Below are 18112 nucleotides of genomic sequence, written 5' to 3'. Positions count from 1 at the left end.
CCCGATGACACCTGCCGCACGGCGGGCACCACTTCCGGCGACGACCGTCGTCGTCGCCGGGTACGGGGTGATCACCGCAGGCATCCTGCCCCACCTGGCGGCGCTGCCCAGCCTCCGCGTCGCACTCACCAGCCGCCACCTCGACCGGGCCCCGCACGGGCAGGTCCCGTTGATCAGCCCCGACGACATTCCCGCTGGGCGCCCCCGAGTGATCGTCGGCTGCTTCGAGGACGACACGCGCAGCCGTGGGTTCTGGGGACACCCGAAGGTGGTCGCGGCCATCCGCGCCGAGCGGCCCGCGTGCATCGAACTCTCCACGATCACCCCCGACCAGGCGGTCCGGTGGCACCACGAGGTCACCGCGCTGGGCGGGGCGGCGTGGGAGTGCCCCGTCACGGGTTCCCGTCCTGCCGCCGAGGCCGGCACTCTGTCCGCCTTCCTGCACGCCTCGGGCCCGAGCACCGCTGCCGACGAAGTGTTGGCCGCGTTCACCCGCAACCGCTACGAGTTCGGGCGGCCCGGGAATCCGGCCCGTTTCAAGCTGGTCTTCAATGCCTGGGGCGCCTCGCTCCTGCACGCGGCCGCCGTCTTCGCCCGCTGCCTGCCCGACCTGCTCGGCCCCGACTACCCGACGGCCGCGAAGGTGGTCACTTCGGACGGCTGGATGGCCGCGCTCGCCGACCAGAAGCTCCACCGGATCGTCTCCCGCGCCTACGAGGACCCCGACTTCGCCGTCCACCACATGGTCAAGGACCTGCGGTACGCGCGAGCCCTGCTCGGCGACCTCCCGCCGCTGGCGGCAGCGCTCGACGCCTTCGTGGCCGCCGAGGAACTACACGGCCCCTACGCCGACTTCACCGCCGTAGCCGACCCCGGAAGGTGAACGTGAACTCGCTCGACCTGCCCCGCCTCCTCGCCCTGCTGCGCCTCGAACTCGCCGACGTCCCGGGCATGTCCGTGGCGCTGTCCGGCTCGCTCGCCCGGGGCGATCACCGCACCGGGGCGAACGGACGGATCGTCTCCGACCTCGACCTGATCCCGGTCGTCCCCACGGCCGCGCACGCCCCGACAGCACGCGCCGTCCTGCAGCCGGTCCTGAGCCGCCTCGCGCAGGCCCTGCGGATCGAGGCAACCGCCGCCATCACCACCCTGGACGCGTTCCACCGCGCCGCTCGCGCCCGCTACCGCACCAGCATGTGGCCGGAATGGCTCATCGACGGCCTGGGCCTGGGGCCCAACGCCTTCAACCAGCCCGCCCCGGACCACACGGCCGAGCTCCCGTGGGCGATCCAGCCGATCACCTACTACCTGGCCAAGGCCACCGACCGGGATCCGCGGACGAACCTCGCGAAGGCTAGGCGCGCCGCAAACCTGCTACTGGCAAAGGGTGTTGGCGAGGATCTACTCGGGGCCTCGGATGATTTGCCCCGGAGCCTGCGCAACCTCATCCACGAGCACCACCTCGACCCGCTCGCCTCGACCGCCGCGTTCCTCGACGCGCCGACCCGGCCCGACATCTCCAGGGCCGTACGCGACGCGGTCTTCCGGGAGAACCAGGGCCTGCCCTGCGCCGAGTCCGTCCTGGTCGTCCCCGCTCCCACCCTCCCGCACTGATCGGCGGAGAACCCGTGCCCACCCGTCACCATCTGGCGATCCTGCCCACCCATCCCCTGCGCGCCGGCTACGACCGCACGGTGGAGCCCGGATCGGTCGCCGACCGCTTCCAGCGCCGCCTGGAGCCCGACCGCTTCCACCCGGCCTACCTCCGCGACCTCACCAGTCGCATCGAGCGAGCCCTGGCCGCAGCACCCGACGACGAACTCAGCCGCTACCGGCTGGCGTTCGTCCTGCTCCAGAACAACGCGACGGCCGCCGACGTCGACCGCGCCGCCCGGCTGCTGACGGGAACCTCCCTGCCGCAGGGCAGACGGCTCACCCGGCTCATCGACGCCATCAGCCTCCGCACCGAGCAGCCCCGGGTCGGACGCCGCGTCACCCGGGTCAACTGGTCCATCACCAACCGCTGCCCGATGTCCTGCCAGGGGTGCTACAACCCGTTCGCCGCGGAGCAGATCAGCCTGGATCAGGCGAAGGGCATCGTCGACAAGCTCGCCGAACACGGCACCACCGACCTGGTGCTGGCCGGCGGCGACCCGCTGCTGTGGCCACCGATCCACCAGGTCGTCGATCACGCGACCGCTGCCGGGATCCGGGTCGCACTCGACACCACCGGCTACACGCTGACCGCCGACAAGCTCGCGCGGCTCTCGGCGCTGTCCTCGCTCCGGTTGCCGCTGGACGGCGTGACCGCCGAGGCCCAGCGCGCCTTCCGCCGCAGTCCCGACCGGAACCTGCACGCCGCACTCCTGGAATCCCTGAGGCTGTGCGACCAGGTGGGTTTCACACGCGTGCGCGTCCACACCGTGGCGAACGCCAAGAACCTCCATCAGCTCGACGCCATCGCCGAGGAGGTGTTCAGCCACCCCTCGGTCGCCCAGTGGGTGGTCTTCCAATGGTGGGGCCGACGCGCCTCACCGGCCACGGTGCGTGCGCTCGCCGTCGACCCGGCAGAGCTCCGCTCAGCGGTCCGGTCGATCCGGCAACGCCACCCGGATCGGGAGATCATCCTCGCCGAGGCCGCCGAACGGGAGCTGCTGAACTGGATGATCCAGTCCAGCGGACAGGTCGTCACCTTCGGCTCAGGCCCCGAGGAGGAGTTCATCCTCGGCAACCTGCTGACCGACAGCATCGAGACGATCCTGACCCGTCCGATCCTGGACTTCGACGCGATGGCGCGCGGGGTGCCGGTGACACCCCGATCGGCGCGGTCCGGTCCGCCTTCGACCTGATGGTTTCACTCGGCCGGCAGCGGCACCCCCGGCCGCAGCGGCGTCAGCTGCTCGATGTCCCAGCGGCGGCGCAGCTCGTCGACGGCGCCGGCCGGGGGCTCGCCGTCGGCCAGCAGCTCCAGCAGTTCCTCGAAGTAGCGCTCGTGGTCGGGGGGCGGGGCGGCCTGGAAGAGCATCCGGGCCGGGGTGTCGCCGGCGTTGGCGAAGCCGTGCGGCACGCCCGGCGGGATGTGGATCAGCGAGCCGGGGGTGCCCCGGCGCACCGTGTCGCCCTCCGCCGAGCGCCAGTGCTGCCAGCCGCCGGCCGTGCGCACCTCGGGCTCGAAGGCGAACATGTCGACCTCGCCCTCCAGCACGTAGAAGAACTCCTCGCTGCGGGTGTGCCGGTGGGCGCCGACGTCGAAGCCGACCGGCACCACCACCTCGAAGACCGAGCCGACCGTCGACCGTTCTCCGGTGATCTTGAAGGTGACGTGCTGGGCCGGCCCGACCAGCTTGCGCCCGCCGCCCGGCGGCAGTACCAGCCCGCTCACCAGCGCACCGGCAGGGCCCGTGGCCCCCGGATCAACTCGCCCTTGCGCCACTCCACTTCGGAGGGCGCGACGGCGAGCTCCAGGCCCGGCAGCCGGTCCAGCAGGCTGCGCAGCATCACCTGGGTCTCCATCCGGGCGAAGTTCGCGCCCACGCAGTAGTGCGGGCCGTGGCCGAAGGCCAGGTGCGGGTTGGGCTGCCGGTCGAAGTCCAGCTCGTGCGGGCGCTCGAAGACCGCCGGGTCGCGGTTGGCGGCCAGGTAGGAGGAGTGCACCGCCTCGCCGGCCTTGACCACCGCGCCGCCCAACTCCACCTCCTCGGTGGCGATCCGGGCCTGGCCGACAGCGTTGCGGTGCGGCAGCCAGCGCAGCAGCTCCTCGACGGCCTGCGGCAACAGCTCCGGCTCGGCCACCAGCCGCTGCCACAACTCCGGGCGGCTGAGCAGGATGTAGCCCATGGTGCCGCTGTTCAGCCGCACCGAGTTGACGCCGCTGATCTGCATCAGCACCGCGAAGGCGACCAGTTGGTCGCGGGTCAGCTCGCCCGCGCGCTCGCCCTCCAGCAGGTGGCTGATCAGGTCGTCGCGCGGCTCGACGAGCCGCTGCTCGGCCAACCCGTCGACGTAGGCGCCGATCTCGTGCTTGGCCCGCTCGCTGACCGCCGGGTCGTGCCGGGCGCTGATGATCTGCTTGGTCCACTCGGCGAACTGCTCGCGGTCCGCCTCCGGGATGCCCATCAGCTCGCTCATCCCGTGCAGCGCGAACCGGTCGTAGTAGTCGGCCATCAGCTCGCCGGGGGCGCCGCGCTCGACCATCGCGGTGATCAGCCGGTCGGCCAACTCCTCGGCGCGCGGGCGCCGTTCGTCGATCTTCTTGCCGGTGAAGGCGCGCGAGGCGGCCCGCCGCAGCCGGGTGTGCTCGGGCGGGTCGGCGAAGCCCACCGCGTCCGGCAGCGGGATCGGGTTGGGCGCCATCCGGGTGACGTCGTGCTCCAGCAGCAGCGCCCGGCTGAACCGCGGGTCCGAGGTGACCTTGGTGACGTCGGCGTACTTGCCGGCCAGCCAGGCCTCCCCCTCCCCGTGCGGCAGCCGGACCCGGCCGAGCGACTCGCGCCCCACCGCGTCCGCCATCACCGGGTCGAAGGCGAGCTCGTCCAGCTCGCCGACCGTCCAGAACACCGTTTCCCGATCAGTCATCTGACGAATCCTCAGCTGAGCCGCTCGCGGCGGCGGTCGGTCCAGGTGCCGAGCGCGACCTCGGCGGTGATGCCGGGGCCGAAGCCGGCCAGGATGCCCCGGTGCTCGTTGATCGCGGCGCCCTCCTCGAAGAGCCGGCCGAGCGCGTCCAGCACCACGGCGCTGGCGATGTTGCCGTACTCGGTGAGCGTGGCCCGGCTGTGCCGGAAGGCGTCGGCCGGCACCTGGAGGAACCGGCCGAGGTCGTCCAGGATCCGCGGCCCGCCGGCGTGGATCACGTAGAAGTCCAGGTTGGCGGCCTTCCAGTGGTGCTCCTCGGCCAGCGCCTCCAGCACCGGGGCGAGCGGCTCCATGGTGCCGGGCACCCGCTTGTCCAGCTGGAAGTGGAAGCCGGTGGAGCGCACCGCGTAGGAGATCCAGTCCTCGGTGTGCGGGATCAGGTAGGAGCCGTTGCGCTCCAGCCGCACCCCGTAGGCGTCGTCGTCGCCGCGCACCACGGCGGCCGCCACCGCGTCGCCGAACAGGCCGTTGGAGAGCAGCTGGCCGACCCCGAGGTCGGTCGGCTGGTAGCAGAGCGAGCAGAACTCGCAGGCCACCACCAGGGCGTTGCCCTGCGGGTAGGCGGTGCAGAAGTCGTGCGCCCGGTTGATCGCCGAGCCGCCGGCCGCGCAGCCGAGCTGGGCGATCGGCAGCTGCCGGGTCTGCGACTTGAAGCCCATCTCGTTGATCAGCCAGGCGGTCGGCGAGGGCATGCTGAAGCCGGTGCAGGAGACGAAGACGATCAGGTCGATCTGCTGCGCCGTCAGGCCGGCGTGGTCCAGCGCCTGCTGGACCACCTTCGGCACCCGCTTCTGGGCCTCCGTGAAGAACAGCTTGTTGCGGGTCTCGAAGCCCGGGTGCGCCAGGGTGCGCTCGATCGGCTGGACCAGGTGCCGCTTGCGCACGCCGGTGTGGCCGATCAGCCGCAGCACCAGCTCCAGGTCCGGGTGGTCGCGGTGCAGGTCGCGGGCGATCGCCAGGGTGTCGTCCATGGTGATGACGTGTTCCGGGACCTCGGTCGCCGGCCTGCAGAGCACTGCCACCTGTTCAGCCTCCTGGGACGCTCTCGGCCGGCCGTTGTTGACCTTCCGTTTACTGACGCATCATCAGTACCATACGCTGTGCATACGGTCCGTAGTCGTCCCGGCGCGCGGGACCGGCGTGCGAAACCGCCCGACTATGATCACGCGATGACCAGTAGCCCTGAGCTCGCCAGCCCGCCCGAGGACCGCTACCCGGCGCTGTTCGCGCCCCAGCGGTGGGAGTGGGGCGGCATGGACGCCCGGTTCGCGCTCGCCCTGCCGCCGGACGAGCTGATCACCAACATTCACCTGATCGGGTTCGCCGGGGACCGGGTGGTGCTCTGCGAGGACGACCGCGGCTTCTGGTTCCTGCCCGGCGGCACCCGCGAGCAGGACGAGCCGGTGCTCGACTGCCTGGTCCGCGAACTGGCCGAGGAGGCCGGCGCCCGGCTGGCCGGCGAGCCGGTCTGGATCGGCGCGCACCGCGCGGTGACCGACCGGGCCGAGCCCTACCGCCCGTGGCAGCCGCACCCCGAGAAGGCCTGGCTCTGGGGCTGGGCCGAGGTGGTGGTGGACGGCGCGCCGCTCAACCCGGTGGACGGGGAGCAGGTGGTGCAGGTGCGCGCGATGCCGGTCGAGGAGGCCGCCGAGCGGCTCGGCTACGAGCCCTGGCGGGCCGAACTGGTCCGGCTGGCCGCCGAACTGCGGGAGACCGCGGGGCCGCGGGGGGCGTGACCGGCACGCGCCCCCGCGGCCGCGGCCGCTACTTGCCGGTCAGGCCGGCCCGGCGCAGCGCGTCCGCCATCGCGCTGTTCACCACCGGCGCCGGGGCCGCGCCGCGGCGGTCCTGCCGGGGCGGGCGCGGCCCGCGGTCACGCTGACCGCCGCCGCCACCGCCGTTGCCTCCGCCGTTGCCACCGCTGTTGCCGCCGCCCCGCTGGCCGCCGCCGCGCTGGCCGCCGCCCCGGCCCTCGGCGGCGGGCTGCACCTCGTCGTCCAGCCGCAGCGTCAGGCCGATCCGCTTGCGCTGCACGTCCACCGAGACGACCTTGCAGGTCACCACGTCACCCGGCTTCACCACCTCGCGCGGGTCCTTGACGAACTTCGCGGACAGCGCCGACACGTGCACCAGGCCGTCCTGGTGCACGCCCACGTCGACGAAGGCGCCGAACGCGGCCACGTTGGTCACCACGCCCTCCAGCACCATGCCGACCTCCAGGTCGCCGATCTTGTCGACGCCCTCCTTGAAGGTCGCGGTGCGGAAGGCCGGGCGCGGGTCGCGGCCGGGCTTGTCCAGCTCGCCCAGGATGTCGGTGACGGTCGGGACGCCGAAGGTGTCGTCGGCGAACTCGCCCGGCCGCAGGCCGCGCAGCAGCTGCCCGTTGCCGATCAGCTCGCCCATCGTGCCGCCGGTCTTCGCCAGGATCCGGCGCACCACCGGGTAGGCCTCCGGGTGCACCGCCGAGGCGTCCAGCGGGTCGTCGCCGCCCGGGATCCGCAGGAAGCCCGCGCACTGCTCGAAGGCCTTCGGGCCCAGCCGGGCCACGTCCTTGAGCGACTTGCGGGTGCGGAACGGGCCGTTGGCGTCGCGGTGCGCCACGATGTTGTCGGCCAGCGTGGCGGTTACCCCGGAGACCCGGGTGAGCAGCGGGGCGGAGGCGGTGTTGACGTCCACGCCGACCGCGTTCACGCAGTCCTCGACCACCGCGTCCAGCGAGCGGGAGAGCTTCACCTCGCTCAGGTCGTGCTGGTACTGGCCGACGCCGATCGACTTGGGGTCGATCTTCACCAGCTCGGCCAGCGGGTCCTGGAGCCGGCGGGCGATCGAGACCGCGCCGCGGATCGAGACGTTGAGCTCCGGCAGCTCCTGGGAGGCGAAGGCGGAGGCCGAGTAGACCGAGGCGCCGGCCTCGGAGACCATCGCCTTGGTCAGCTTCAGCTCCGGGTGACGCCCGATCAGGTCCTCGGCGAGCTTGTCGGTCTCCCGGGAGGCGGTGCCGTTGCCGATCGCCACCAGCTCCACGTCGTGGGCCTGGGCCAACTTGGCCAGGGTGGCCAGCGCCGCGTCCCACTTGTTGGCGGGCTGGTGCGGGTAGATGGTGTCGTGCGCGACCACCTTTCCGGTGGCGTCCACCACCGCGACCTTGACGCCGGTGCGGAAGCCCGGGTCCAGGCCCATGGTGGCGCGGGTGCCGGCGGGGGCGGCGAGCAGCAGGTCGCGCAGGTTGGCGGCGAACACCTTGACGGCCTCGTCCTCGGCGTCCTGGCGCAGCCGGCCGCGCAGGTCCAGGCCGAGCCGGACCAGGATCCGGGTCCGCCAGGCCCAACGGACGGTGTCGCCGAGCCACTTGTCGGCCGGGCGGCCGTGGTCGGCCACGCCGAACCGGGCGGCGATCCGCTGCTCGTAGTCGCGCTCGTCCGGCAGGTCGCCCTCCTCGCCCTCGTACGGGGAGAGGTCGAGGTCGAGCACCTCCTCCTTCTCGCCGCGCAGCATCGCCAGGATCCGGTGCGAGGGGAGCTTGGTGTAGGGCTCGGCGAACTCGAAGTAGTCGGCGAACTTGGTGCCGTCCTGCTCCTTGCCGTCGCGGACCTTGGCGACCAGCCGGCCCCGGGTCCACATCCGCTCGCGCAGCGAGCCGATCAGGTCGGCGTCCTCGGCGAACCGCTCGACCAGGATCGAGCGGGCGCCGTCCAGCGCGGCGGCGGTGTCGGCCACCTGCTCGTTGGTGAAGGTCGCGGCCAGCGCGGCCGGGTCCTGCGAGGGGTCGGCCAGCAGGGTGTCGGCCAGCGGCTCCAGGCCGGCCTCCCGGGCCGCCTGCGCCTTGGTCCGCCGCTTGGGCTTGAAGGGCAGGTAGATGTCCTCCAGCCGGGCCTTGGAGTCGGCGCCCAGGATCTGGGCGCGCAGCGCGTCGTCCAGCTTGCCCTGCGTCTCGATCGACTCCAGCACCGCGGCCCGGCGCTCCTCCAGCTCGCGCAGGTAGCGCAGCCGCTCCTCCAGGGTGCGCAGCTGGGCGTCGTCCAGCTCCCCGGTGACCTCCTTGCGGTAGCGGGCGATGAACGGGACGGTCGAGCCGCCGTCCAGCAGCTCGACCGCCGCCCTCACCTGGCCCTCCCGGACCCCGAGTTCCTCGGCGATCCGTCGCCCGACTGCTTGTTCGGCTGGCGTGGTCACGAAGCCGGTCACCTTCTCCAGAGTTGCGCTGCGCGTACGCAGTGCATTCTGACAGCTGTACAGTCCGGCCATGCATGACGCGCTGCTGGAGCAGCTGGGCAACGGCAAGTACCTGCTGGTCACCTCGTACAAGAAGGACGGCACGCCGGTGCCGACCCCGGTCTGGGTGGTGCGCGACGGCGCCTCGCTCGGCGTCTGGACGGTGGCCGACAGCTGGAAGGCCAAGCGGATCCGCCGCCGGCCCGACGTCCTGGTCGGGCCGTGCGACGTCCGCGGGCAGGCCACCGGCGACCCGGTGCCGGCCACCGCCGAACTGGTGGACCCCGCGCCCTACCGCCGCCTGCTGGCCCGCAAGTACGGGCTGGTCGGCCGCCTGGTCATGCTGGGCAGCCGGCTGCGGCGCGGCGCCGACGGCATGGTCGGCATCCGCATCACGCTGACGGACTGACTACCCCTTCAACTCCGGGAACTGGTCGTCGCGCCACTCCTCGGTCAGCTCCGCGCCCTGCTGCTCGCGGGTGCGCAGCTCGACCCGGCGGATCTTGCCGGAGATGGTCTTCGGCAGCTCGTAGAACTCCAGTCGGCGCACCCGCAGGTAGGGGGCGAGGTTCTCCCGGGCGTGCCGCAGGATCGCCAGCGCGGTCTCCCGGTCCGGCGCCCAGCCCGCGGCCAGCGCCACGTAGGCCTTGGGCACCGCGAGCCGGGTCGGGTCGGGCGCGGGCACCACGGCCGCCTCGGCCACCGCCGGGTGCTCGATCAGCACGCTCTCCAGCTCGAACGGCGAGATCTTGTAGTCGGAGGCCTTGAACACGTCGTCGGTGCGGCCGATGTAGGTGATGTCGCCGTCGGCGTCCCGGCTGGCCACGTCGCCCGTGTGGTAGTAACCGCCGGCCATCGCCTCGGCGTTGCGTTGCTCGTCGTCGAGGTAACCGGTCATCAGGTTGAGCGGGCGGCGGGCGAGGTCGAGGCAGATCTCGCCCTCCTCGGCCGGCTCGCCGCTGACCGGGTCGACCAGTACCACCGGCACGCCGGGCAGCGGGCGGCCCATCGAGCCGGGCTTGATGGGCTCGCCGGGCAGGTTGCCGATCAGCAGGGTGGTCTCGGTCTGCCCGAAGCCGTCCCGGATGGTCAGGCCCCAGTGCCGCTCGACCTGGGCGATCACCTCGGGGTTGAGCGGCTCGCCGGCCGCGAACAGTTCGCGCAGCGCGGCCGGGCGCTCGCCCAGCTCGCTCTGGATGAGCATCCGCCAGACCGTGGGCGGCGCGCAGAAGGTGGTCACCTCGGCGCGGCGCAGCTCGGCGAGCAGCCGGGCCGGGTCGAACCGGGTGTAGTTGTGCACGAAGATCGTCGCCTCGGCGGCCCACGGCGCGAAGAAGCAGCTCCAGGCGTGCTTGGCCCAGCCGGGCGAGCTGATGTTGCAGTGCGTGTCGCCGGGCCGCAGGCCGGCCCAGCGCATGGTCGTCAGGTGGCCGACCGGGTAGGAGACCTGGGTGTGCTGGACCAGCTTGGGGCGGCTGGTGGTGCCGGAGGTGAAGTAGACCAGCAGCGGGTCGTCGGGGGCGGTGGCGGCGGCGAACGGCTCGGGGTCGGCGATCGCGTAGGCCTGCTCGAAGGCCGTCCAGCCCTCGGCCGCGCCGCCGACCACGATCCGGGTCACGTCCTCGCCGGCGCCCTCCCCGGTCACGAACTTGGCGGTGTCGGCGGCGTTGGCGATCACGTGCGCGGCCTTGCCGCGGGCGATCCGGTCGGCCAGGTCGGCGGGGCCGAGCGCGGTGGTGGCGGGCATGATCACCGCGCCGAGCTTCATCACCGCGAGCATCGCCTCCCAGAGCTCGACCTGGTTGCCGAGCATCAGCAGCACCCGGTCGCCCTTGCGCACGCCGAGCCCGGCCAGGAAGTGCGCCACCTGGTCGGAGCGGTGGGCCAGCGCGTCGAAGCTGTGCTGCTCCTCGCGGCCGTCCTCCTCGACGATCCACAGCGCGGTGCGCGCGTTGCCCCGGGCGATCGCGTCGAACCAGTCGACCGCCCAGTTGAAGCGCTCGCCCAGCTCGGGCCAGGCGAACCCGTCGTCACCGGAGCCGGCGGGCTGAGTCGACATCAGGTCCCTGGCGGCACGGTAGCGCTGGGTCGGGGTGCTGCTGGTCACGGCGACTCCTTGCGGGCGGTTTCCCGCCTTGGCGTGTTCACGTCGATTCAGCGCGCTTGATGGACGCGCGCTCGGCCACCAGTATCTGGACCGAGCCGCCGCAGCACAGCCCCCCACACCTTTTCGATCCGTGATTGCGAGCGTCATGAACCTTCGTAGGACCTCCCCCCACCGAGCGCTGGCCGCGCTCACCGCCGTCCTGGCCGTGGCCGCCGTGCCCGCCGCGCAGCTGTCCGCCGCCCCCACGGCGGTCGCCGCGCCGGTCGCCGCCGCCGCACCCGCCCACCCGACCGCGCACGTCTACAGCACCGCGAACCTGCACGGCACCCCCGCCCGCCACCGCCGCGGCTCGACCGACCAGATGCAGTACGGCGGCGGCCCGGTGCAGCACAACCCCGTGGTCTACCTGGACTTCTGGGGCAGCCAGTGGCACAGCGACACCAACGGGGTGCAGCAGTACCTGACCGACCTGTTCAACGGGCTCGGCACCAGCCAGGACACCTGGTCCACCGTCACCTCGCAGTACACCGACTCCTCCGGCTCCGGACCCACCTTCACCGGCCCGGTGTTCGGCGGCAGTTGGGTGGACGACGCGTCCCCCGCCCCCGCGTCCTCCGCCCAGTCCGACATCGCCGCCGAGGCCGACAACGCCGCGAGCCACTTCGGCGTGGCCGGCGACAACGACGCCCAGATCGTGGTGCTCAGCCCGAGCGGCACCTCGCCCGACGGCTGGCCCAACTCCGGGTTCTGCGCCTACCACGACTACACCGGCAGCGTCTCCTACACCAACATGCCCTACCAGCTCGACGCACCGGCCGGCAGCCGCTGCCCCAACAGCGCGCTGGGCGGCAAGCTGGACGCGTTCAGCATCGTCGAGGGCCACGAGTACGCCGAGTCGATCTCCGACCCGCAGCCGTCGAGCGGCTGGGTGGACCCCTCGGGGGAGGAGATCGGCGACCTGTGCGAGAGCAACTTCCAGAAGGTCACCCTGCCCACCGGCACCTTCGCGATGCAGCCGCTGTTCAGCAACCAGGACGGCGGCTGCGTGATCACGCCCGGCGGCACGCCCAGCTGACCCGGCGTCGGGCCGGCCGGGCAGCCGGGCGTCCCACGGACGGCGTCAGAGCAGCGGCTCGCCCTCGCCGCGGTGTCAGAGCAGCGGCTCGCCCTCGCCCCGGGCGGCCCCGGCCAGCACCTCGGCCAGCCGCTCGGGCATCGTGACCATCGGCAGGTGCCCGCTGGCCAGTTCGTAGTAGCGGTTCGCCCGGTTCGCCAGCCAGGCGAACCGCGGCGCCCCGCTCGCGTGCAGGCCGCGCGCCACGGCCAGGTCGGCCCCGCTCAGGGTGCAGAACACCCCGGTCATCGGGAGCTCCTTGACCGCTCCGGTGAGCGCGATCGGCTCGGTCATGCAGCGGGCCGGCCAGTGCGGGGTCCGCTCGGCCAGCCGCTCGGAGGTGCCGGCGGGCAGCTCGCCGCCGCTCATCCAGGGCACCGCGGGGTAGGGCACCAGCTCGCCGGTGACGGTCGCCCGCTGCTCGCAGGGCAGCAGGTCCACCAGGGCCTCGCCGTCCTCGGGCAGTGGCGCGTCGATCAGCACCGTGCGGGCCACCCGGTCGGGCCACCGGTCGGCCGCGCCGAGCATCGGGAAGCTGCCGTAGCTGTGGCCGACCAGCACCACCGGCTCGTCCGCGGCCGCCAGCACCTCGCCCACCTGCCGGGTGTGTTCGGTGAGCCCGTCGGTCGGGGCGGTGCCCAGGGTCACCGGGAGCACCCGGTGACCGCGCCGCTCCAGGTCCGTCGCCACCTGCTGCCAGACCTCGCCGTCGAGCCAGGCCCCGGGAATCAGTACGAATATGCTCATGAGGTGACCGTAGGAACTCCCCCAGGGGGAGAAACCAGTCTGACCGAAGCCAGTCTGACCATCGGCATGCTGGCCGAAGCGGGCGGGGTCAGCGTCAAGACGGTTCGCTACTACTCCGACCAGGGCCTGCTGCCGGGCGCCGGGCGCAGCACCGGCGGCCACCGGCGGTACGGGGCGGCCGACCTGGCCCGGCTGCGCGAGCTGCGCGGGCTGCGGGCGCTCGGGCTGTCGCTGCCGACCGCCGCCGAGGTGGCCCGGGGCGAGCTCCCGCTGGAGCGGGCGCTGGCCGCGGAGCGCGCCGAGGTGGCCCGCCAACTCGCCGAACTGCGCTGGCGGGAGGCCGCGCTGGCGGCCCTGGCGAAGGCGCCCGACCGGCTGCCGGTGCTCGGCGCGGCGCTCCAGGGCCCGCCCACCCTGGACCCCTTCGCCGCGTTCTGGCGCCGGGTGCTGCCGGTCCGGCTGCCGTCCGGGCTGAAGAGCGCGATCGTGGACGCCGTGCTGCCCGACCTGCCCACCGATCCGACGCCGGATCAGGTGCTCGCCTACGCCGAGCTGCACGCGCTCGCCAACGACCGGGCCCTGGCCGCGGCCGCCCGGACCCCGGCCGGGAAGGACCCCGCCCGGCTCGCCCTGGTCTACCAGGGGGCCGACGAGGCCTACCGGCTCGCCCTGGCCGAGCTGGCGCGCGGCGCCGAGCCGGCGCCCGGGCAGGCCCTGGACTGCTACGTCGCGGCCTTCGCCCGGGGCGCCGGCCGGACCGACGACGCCGCGTTCCGCCGCGAACTGACGGGCCTTCGGCTGACCCACCCGGCGGTGGACCGCTACTGGTCCCTGGTCGGCGTGCTGCACGACGGCCGGCCCACCATGGGGGACGCGCACGACTGGATCACCGCGGCGCTGCGCTCAGCGCGCTGACGCCACCGGGGCTGCGCTCAGTGCGCCGACGCCACCGGCGCCGCGGTGACCCAGTGCTCGCGCACCGCGTCGGTCGGGCGCTGCTCGCCGAGCGCGGGCAGGCCCCACGCGCCGAGCGCGTCCAGCACCGGGCGCAGCGCCAGGCCGCGCCCGGTCAGCTCGTAGACCACCACCTTGACCGGCCGCTCCAGCCGGCGCCGCTCCACCAGGCCCTCGGTCTCCAGCTGCTTCAGCCGGGCGGCCAGGATGTCGGTGGACACCCCGGGCAGGTCGGCGTGCAGGTCGGTGTAGCGGCGCGGCCCGCCGAGCAGCTCACGGACGATCAGGAGGCTCCAGCGCTCCCCCACCGCGTCCAGGGCCCGGGCGATCGCGCAGTACTGGTCGTAGCTTCGGCGTGACATGCCATCAGCATAGCCAAGAGGTTGGACTTTCCAAGTGCCCACTTGGTAAAACAAAGGGGCTGGTACGACAAGGCAACCAGGTTCGGCACCCAGGCCGGGAGGCACCAGATGGAGTTTCGGCAGTCCAGCAAGCTCGCGGGGGTCTGCTACGAGATCCGCGGACCGGTGGTCGACCAGGCCAACGCCCTGGAGGAGGCCGGGCACAGCGTGCTGCGGCTGAACACCGGCAACCCCGCGCCGTTCGGCTTCGAGGCGCCCGAGGAGATCCTCCAGGACATCATCCGCAACCTGCCGCAGGCGCACGGCTACAGCGACTCCCGGGGCATCCTGCCGGCCCGCCGCGCGGTGGTGCAGTACTACCAGCAGCGCGGGGTGGCGGGCGTGGACGTCAACGACGTCTTCCTGGGCAACGGCGCCTCCGAGCTGATCCAGATGGCCGTCCAGGCCCTGGTGGACGACGGCGACGAGGTGCTGGTGCCGGCCCCCGACTTCCCGCTCTGGACGGCCGTGGTCCGGCTGGCCGGCGGCAAGGCGGTGCACTACCTGTGCGACGAGGAGGCCGAGTGGTACCCGGACCTCGACGACATCGCCGCCAAGATCACCCAGCGCACCAAGGCGATCGTGGTGATCAACCCGAACAACCCGACCGGCGCGGTCTACCCGAGGGAACTCCTCACCGGCATCCTGGAACTGGCCCGCCGGCACGGCCTGATGGTGCTGGCCGACGAGATCTACGACAAGATCCTCTACGACGGCGTCGAGCACCACTGCCTGGCCGCGCTCGCCGACGACGTGGTCACCCTGACCTTCAACGGCCTCTCCAAGGCCTACCGGGTGGCCGGCTTCCGCAGCGGCTGGCTGGTGGTCTCCGGACCCAAGCAGCACGCCAAGGACTACCTGGAGGGGCTCACCATGCTGGCCGGCATGCGGCTGTGCCCCAACGTGCCGGCCCAGTTCGCGGTGCAGGCGGCGCTCGGCGGCCACCAGTCGATCCACGACCTGACCCTGCCGAACGGCCGGCTGACCGAGCAGCGCGACGTCACCTGGCGGGCGCTCAACGAGCTGCCCGGGGTGAGCTGCGTCAAGCCGAAGGGCGCGCTCTACGCCTTCGCCAAGCTGGACCCGGCGGTGCACCGGATCAAGGACGACGAGCAGTTCGTGCTGGACCTGCTGCTCCGGGAGAAGATCCACATCGTCCAGGGCACCGGCTTCAACTGGCCGCGCCCCGACCACTTCCGGTTCGTCACACTGCCGCGGGCGGACGACCTGGAGACCGCGATCAGCCGGATCGGGCGCTTCCTGGCGACCTACCGTCAGTAGCACCGCGACGCACCGGATCTGACGGGGATTCACTCGAAAGATCACGTGCGCCGGGATCCGCACGCCGGGTCCGCACTGCTGTGCGCGGCTTACCGGACGTCGATCTTCCGCCGAGACTGAGGAAGATCGACGTTCCGACTTTGTGGGGGGATCCCATGGCCCAGCAACCCTTCAAGCTCCCGGACTTCTACCTCCCGTACCCCGCGCGACTCAATCCCCACCTGGAGGGCGCGCGGGAGCACACGAGAGCGTGGGCCCGCGAGTTCGGCATGCTGGAGGGGTCCGGGGTCTGGGAGCTCGCCGACCTGGAGGCGCACGACTACGCGCTGCTCTGCGCCTACACCCACCCGGACTGCGGCGCCGAGGCGCTCGACCTGGTCACCGACTGGTACGTCTGGGTCTTCTTCTTCGACGACCACTTCCTGGAGACCTTCAAGCGCACCCCCGACGACCGGACCGGCGCCAAGGCCTACCTGGACCGGCTGCCCGCCTTCATGCCGATGGATCTGGCAGAAGGGTTCCCGGAGCCGACCAACCCGGTCGAGGCCGGCCTGGCCGACCTGTGGCAGCGCACCGTGCCGCACATGTCGCTGGACTGGCGGGCCCGGTTCCGGGAGTCCACCGAGCACCTGCTGAACGAGTCGATGTGGGAGCTCTCCAACATCAACAAGGGCCGGGTGGCCAACCCCGTCGAGTACATCGAGATGCGCCGCAAGGTCGGCGGCGCGCCCTGGTCGGCCGGGCTGGTGGAGTACGCCGCCAAGGCCGAGGTGCCCGCCCGGGTGGCCGGCAGCCGCCCGCTGCGGGTGCTCAAGGACACCTTCTCGGACGCCGTGCACCTGCGCAACGACCTGTTCTCCTACGAGCGCGAGGTCAGCCAGGAGGGCGAGCTCAGCAACGGCGTGCTGGTGCTGGAGCGGTTCCTCGACTACCCGACCCAGCAGGCCGCCGACGCGGTCAACGAGATGCTCAGCTCCCGGCTGCACCAGTTCGAGAACACCTTCTTCACCGAGTTGCCGCCGCTCTTCGCCGAGCACCGGCTGACCGTGCCGGAGATCAACCGGGTGCTGGCCTACGCCAAGGGCCTCCAGGACTGGCAGGCGGGCGGCCACGAGTGGCACATGCGGTCCAGCCGCTACATGAACGAGGGGCTGGTCGGCGGGAGCGGCTTCGCCGCCGGCCCGATGGGGCTGGGCACCTCCGCCGCCGACCTGCGCCGGTTCCTGCACCCCGAGGGCCTGCGGCAGTTCACCCACACCCCGTACTCGCCGGTGGTCGGCTACCGGGTGCCCGCGATGTACCAGCCGTTCCCGCCCGGCCGCAGCCCGCACCACGCGGCGGCCCGGGAGGCCTCGATCGAGTGGTCCCGGGCGCTGGGCATCACCGAGTTCCGGCCCGGTCTGCCCGACTCCGGCGCCTGGACCGAGGAGCAGCTGCGCGGCTTCGACCTCGCGCTCTGCTCGGCGGGCCTGGACCCGGACGCCACCCTGGACGAGCTCACCCTCTCCGCCGAGTGGCTCACCTGGGGCACCTACGGCGACGACTGGATCAGCTACGCCTTCGGGACCCCGGCCGACGTGGCCGGCGCCCGGGCCGCCACCGACCGGCTCGCCCGGTTCATGCCGCCGGCCGACCCGGCCGCCGTGCCCGCGGCCGAGTCCGTGCTGGAGGCCGGGCTGGCCGACCTCTGGGCGCGCACCGCCGGCCCGCTGCCCCCGCACCAGCGAGAAGCGTTCCGGGACGCCGTGGTGACGATGCTGGACAGCTGGGTCTGGGAGATCGCCAACCGCGCCGAGAACCGGATCCCCGACCCGGTGGACTACATCGAGATGCGCCGGCACACCTTCGGCTCCGAGCTGACCATGCTGCTCAGCCGGTTCGCCGCCCAGCGCACCGCACCCGACGGGGTCTTCGAGTCCGGCACCATGCGCGCGGTGGAGAACGCGGCGATGGACTACGGCTGGCTGATCAACGACCTCTACTCCTACCCCAAGGAGATCCAGTACGAGGGCGAGCTGCACAACGCCGTGCTGGTGGTGCGGAACTTCCTCAGCACCGACCAGGAGCACGCCGTCGCGGTGGTGGCGGACCTGCAGACCTCGCGGATGGAGCAGTTCGAGCACCTGACGGCCCATGAGGTGCCGCAGCTCTTCGACGACTTCCAGCTGACGGGCGAGCAGCGGGCCGAGGTGGAGGCCTACCTCCAGGACCTGCGGAACTGGATGAGCGGGATCGTGGTCTGGCACGAGGGCGTCACCCGCTACGGGCCGGAGCTGGAGTACCAGCCCGCCACCTACCGCGCCCGGCTGGCCGAGGCCGGAGCCGGAACCGAAGCACCGGCAGCTGACGTCCCGTCAGCACCCGTCGCCGCACCGGTCCCCGCGCCCGGCGCCTCGGCCGGGCTCACCCTGCTCCCGGGCATCCACGGCGTCCCGATCCCCGCCCTGCGGAAGGCGGCCGCCGCCGCGCTCCAGGAGGTCACCGCCGCCTCCGTCCAGGGTGACACCGCCGCCGAGTTCGACCCGGACCCGGCCGAGCCCGCGTTCCGTGCCCCGGCCCTCACCGGCCTGGGCACGGCCGCCGCCCGGCTCCTGGCCCCGCTCGCCGCCGCGGGCCGCTGACCGGAAGCCGGCGGGCGGGTCCGGGGGCCCGGACCCGCCC

Annotated in this window: 14 protein-coding genes and 2 pseudogenes; 9 read left to right on the top strand and 7 right to left on the bottom strand. The window is 72.7% G+C overall.

What is annotated here, in order from left to right; genetic code table 11:
* Nucleotides 1-4 precede the first annotated feature (4 nt).
* From FHX73_RS22570 to FHX73_RS22560, 3 genes are read left to right on the top strand one after another with little or no spacing between them, the layout of a single operon-like run.
* Nucleotides 5-883 (top strand): NAD(P)-binding domain-containing protein, encoded by an 879-nt coding sequence (locus tag FHX73_RS22570; protein ID WP_145906735.1) that lies wholly within the window; start codon nt 5-7, stop codon nt 881-883.
* A gap of 2 nt (nt 884-885) precedes the next feature.
* Nucleotides 886-1614, top strand: coding sequence for a hypothetical protein (locus tag FHX73_RS22565; protein ID WP_145906734.1), 729 nt, complete (start codon nt 886-888; stop codon nt 1612-1614).
* A 14-nt stretch (nt 1615-1628) separates the two neighbouring features.
* Nucleotides 1629-2849: a radical SAM protein gene (locus FHX73_RS22560; RefSeq protein ID WP_145906733.1), complete on the top strand. Its 1221-nt coding sequence runs from the start codon at nt 1629-1631 to the stop codon at nt 2847-2849.
* Between the two features lie 5 nt (nt 2850-2854).
* On the opposite strand, the gene FHX73_RS22555 is transcribed toward FHX73_RS22560, so the two are convergent.
* The 3 genes and pseudogenes from FHX73_RS22555 to FHX73_RS22545 form a co-directional block, all read right to left on the bottom strand.
* Nucleotides 2855-3382: a cupin domain-containing protein gene (locus FHX73_RS22555; RefSeq protein ID WP_246213662.1), complete on the bottom strand. Its 528-nt coding sequence runs from the start codon at nt 3380-3382 to the stop codon at nt 2855-2857.
* A complete protein-coding gene (locus FHX73_RS22550) occupies nt 3379-4575 on the bottom strand; it encodes a cytochrome P450 (RefSeq protein ID WP_145906732.1) in 1197 nt (398 codons plus the stop codon). The genes FHX73_RS22555 and FHX73_RS22550 overlap by 4 nt, the downstream gene beginning before the upstream one ends.
* An 11-nt stretch (nt 4576-4586) precedes the next feature.
* Nucleotides 4587-5669, bottom strand: a pseudogene (locus tag FHX73_RS22545) (type III polyketide synthase); the annotation flags it as partial.
* A 135-nt stretch (nt 5670-5804) separates the two neighbouring features.
* Between FHX73_RS22545 and FHX73_RS22540 the strand changes: the two are divergent.
* The gene (locus FHX73_RS22540) at nt 5805-6371 is read left to right on the top strand and encodes an NUDIX hydrolase (protein WP_246213661.1); all 567 of its coding nucleotides are present in this window, start codon (nt 5805-5807) and stop codon (nt 6369-6371) included.
* A gap of 28 nt (nt 6372-6399) precedes the next feature.
* Here the strand turns inward: FHX73_RS22540 and FHX73_RS22535 are convergent, their stop codons facing one another.
* Nucleotides 6400-8808 (bottom strand): Tex family protein, encoded by a 2409-nt coding sequence (locus FHX73_RS22535; RefSeq protein ID WP_246213660.1) that lies wholly within the window; start codon nt 8806-8808, stop codon nt 6400-6402.
* Between the two features lie 70 nt (nt 8809-8878).
* Between FHX73_RS22535 and FHX73_RS22530 the strand changes: the two genes are divergently transcribed.
* A complete protein-coding gene (locus FHX73_RS22530; RefSeq protein ID WP_145906729.1) occupies nt 8879-9256 on the top strand; it encodes a PPOX class F420-dependent oxidoreductase in 378 nt (125 codons plus the stop codon).
* Here the strand turns inward: FHX73_RS22530 and FHX73_RS22525 are convergent, their stop codons facing one another.
* Nucleotides 9257-10954, bottom strand: coding sequence for an AMP-binding protein (locus FHX73_RS22525; RefSeq protein WP_425461413.1), 1698 nt, complete (start codon nt 10952-10954; stop codon nt 9257-9259).
* Nucleotides 10955-11099: 145 nt separating this feature from the next.
* Between FHX73_RS22525 and FHX73_RS22520 the strand changes: the two genes are divergently transcribed.
* A complete protein-coding gene (locus FHX73_RS22520) occupies nt 11100-12029 on the top strand; it encodes a hypothetical protein (protein WP_145906728.1) in 930 nt (309 codons plus the stop codon).
* Between the two features lie 75 nt (nt 12030-12104).
* Here the strand turns inward: FHX73_RS22520 and FHX73_RS22515 are convergent, their stop codons facing one another.
* Nucleotides 12105-12815, bottom strand: a complete 711-nt coding sequence (locus FHX73_RS22515; protein WP_145906727.1) for an alpha/beta fold hydrolase — start codon at nt 12813-12815, stop codon at nt 12105-12107.
* Nucleotides 12816-12818: 3 nt separating this feature from the next.
* Here FHX73_RS22515 and FHX73_RS22510 point away from each other — a divergent pair, with 3 nt between their 5' ends.
* Nucleotides 12819-13730 (top strand): helix-turn-helix domain-containing protein, encoded by a 912-nt coding sequence (locus tag FHX73_RS22510; protein ID WP_145906726.1) that lies wholly within the window; start codon nt 12819-12821, stop codon nt 13728-13730.
* Between the two features lie 50 nt (nt 13731-13780).
* On the opposite strand, the pseudogene FHX73_RS22505 reads toward FHX73_RS22510, so the two are convergent.
* A pseudogene (locus FHX73_RS22505) lies at nt 13781-14131 on the bottom strand (winged helix-turn-helix transcriptional regulator); the annotation flags it as partial.
* A 108-nt stretch (nt 14132-14239) separates the two neighbouring features.
* Between FHX73_RS22505 and FHX73_RS22500 the strand changes: the two are divergent.
* Together FHX73_RS22500 and FHX73_RS22495 are read left to right on the top strand one after the other, a co-directional pair.
* Nucleotides 14240-15451: a pyridoxal phosphate-dependent aminotransferase gene (locus tag FHX73_RS22500; protein WP_145906724.1), complete on the top strand. Its 1212-nt coding sequence runs from the start codon at nt 14240-14242 to the stop codon at nt 15449-15451.
* A 155-nt stretch (nt 15452-15606) separates the two neighbouring features.
* The gene (locus FHX73_RS22495) at nt 15607-18072 is read left to right on the top strand and encodes a terpene synthase family protein (protein WP_145906723.1); all 2466 of its coding nucleotides are present in this window, start codon (nt 15607-15609) and stop codon (nt 18070-18072) included.
* Nucleotides 18073-18112: the final 40 nt, after the last annotated feature.

Source organism: Kitasatospora viridis (genome assembly GCF_007829815.1).
GTDB classification, from domain to species: Bacteria; Actinomycetota; Actinomycetes; order Streptomycetales; family Streptomycetaceae; genus Kitasatospora; species Kitasatospora viridis.
The sequence above is the reverse complement of the archived record's forward strand: the minus strand, read 5'-3'. Positions and strand labels throughout refer to the sequence as shown.

Coding starts and splice junctions, on each gene's coding strand:
- FHX73_RS22570 (WP_145906735.1), top strand. CDS start 5: ATGACACCTGCCGCACGGCGGGCACCACTTCCGGCGACGACCGTCGTC.
- FHX73_RS22500 (WP_145906724.1), top strand. CDS start 14,240: ATGGAGTTTCGGCAGTCCAGCAAGCTCGCGGGGGTCTGCTACGAGATC.
- FHX73_RS22540 (WP_246213661.1), top strand. CDS start 5,805: ATGACCAGTAGCCCTGAGCTCGCCAGCCCGCCCGAGGACCGCTACCCG.
- FHX73_RS22530 (WP_145906729.1), top strand. CDS start 8,879: ATGCATGACGCGCTGCTGGAGCAGCTGGGCAACGGCAAGTACCTGCTG.
- FHX73_RS22495 (WP_145906723.1), top strand. CDS start 15,607: ATGGCCCAGCAACCCTTCAAGCTCCCGGACTTCTACCTCCCGTACCCC.
- FHX73_RS22515 (WP_145906727.1), bottom strand. CDS start 12,815: ATGAGCATATTCGTACTGATTCCCGGGGCCTGGCTCGACGGCGAGGTC.
- FHX73_RS22550 (WP_145906732.1), bottom strand. CDS start 4,575: ATGACTGATCGGGAAACGGTGTTCTGGACGGTCGGCGAGCTGGACGAG.
- FHX73_RS22520 (WP_145906728.1), top strand. CDS start 11,100: ATGAACCTTCGTAGGACCTCCCCCCACCGAGCGCTGGCCGCGCTCACC.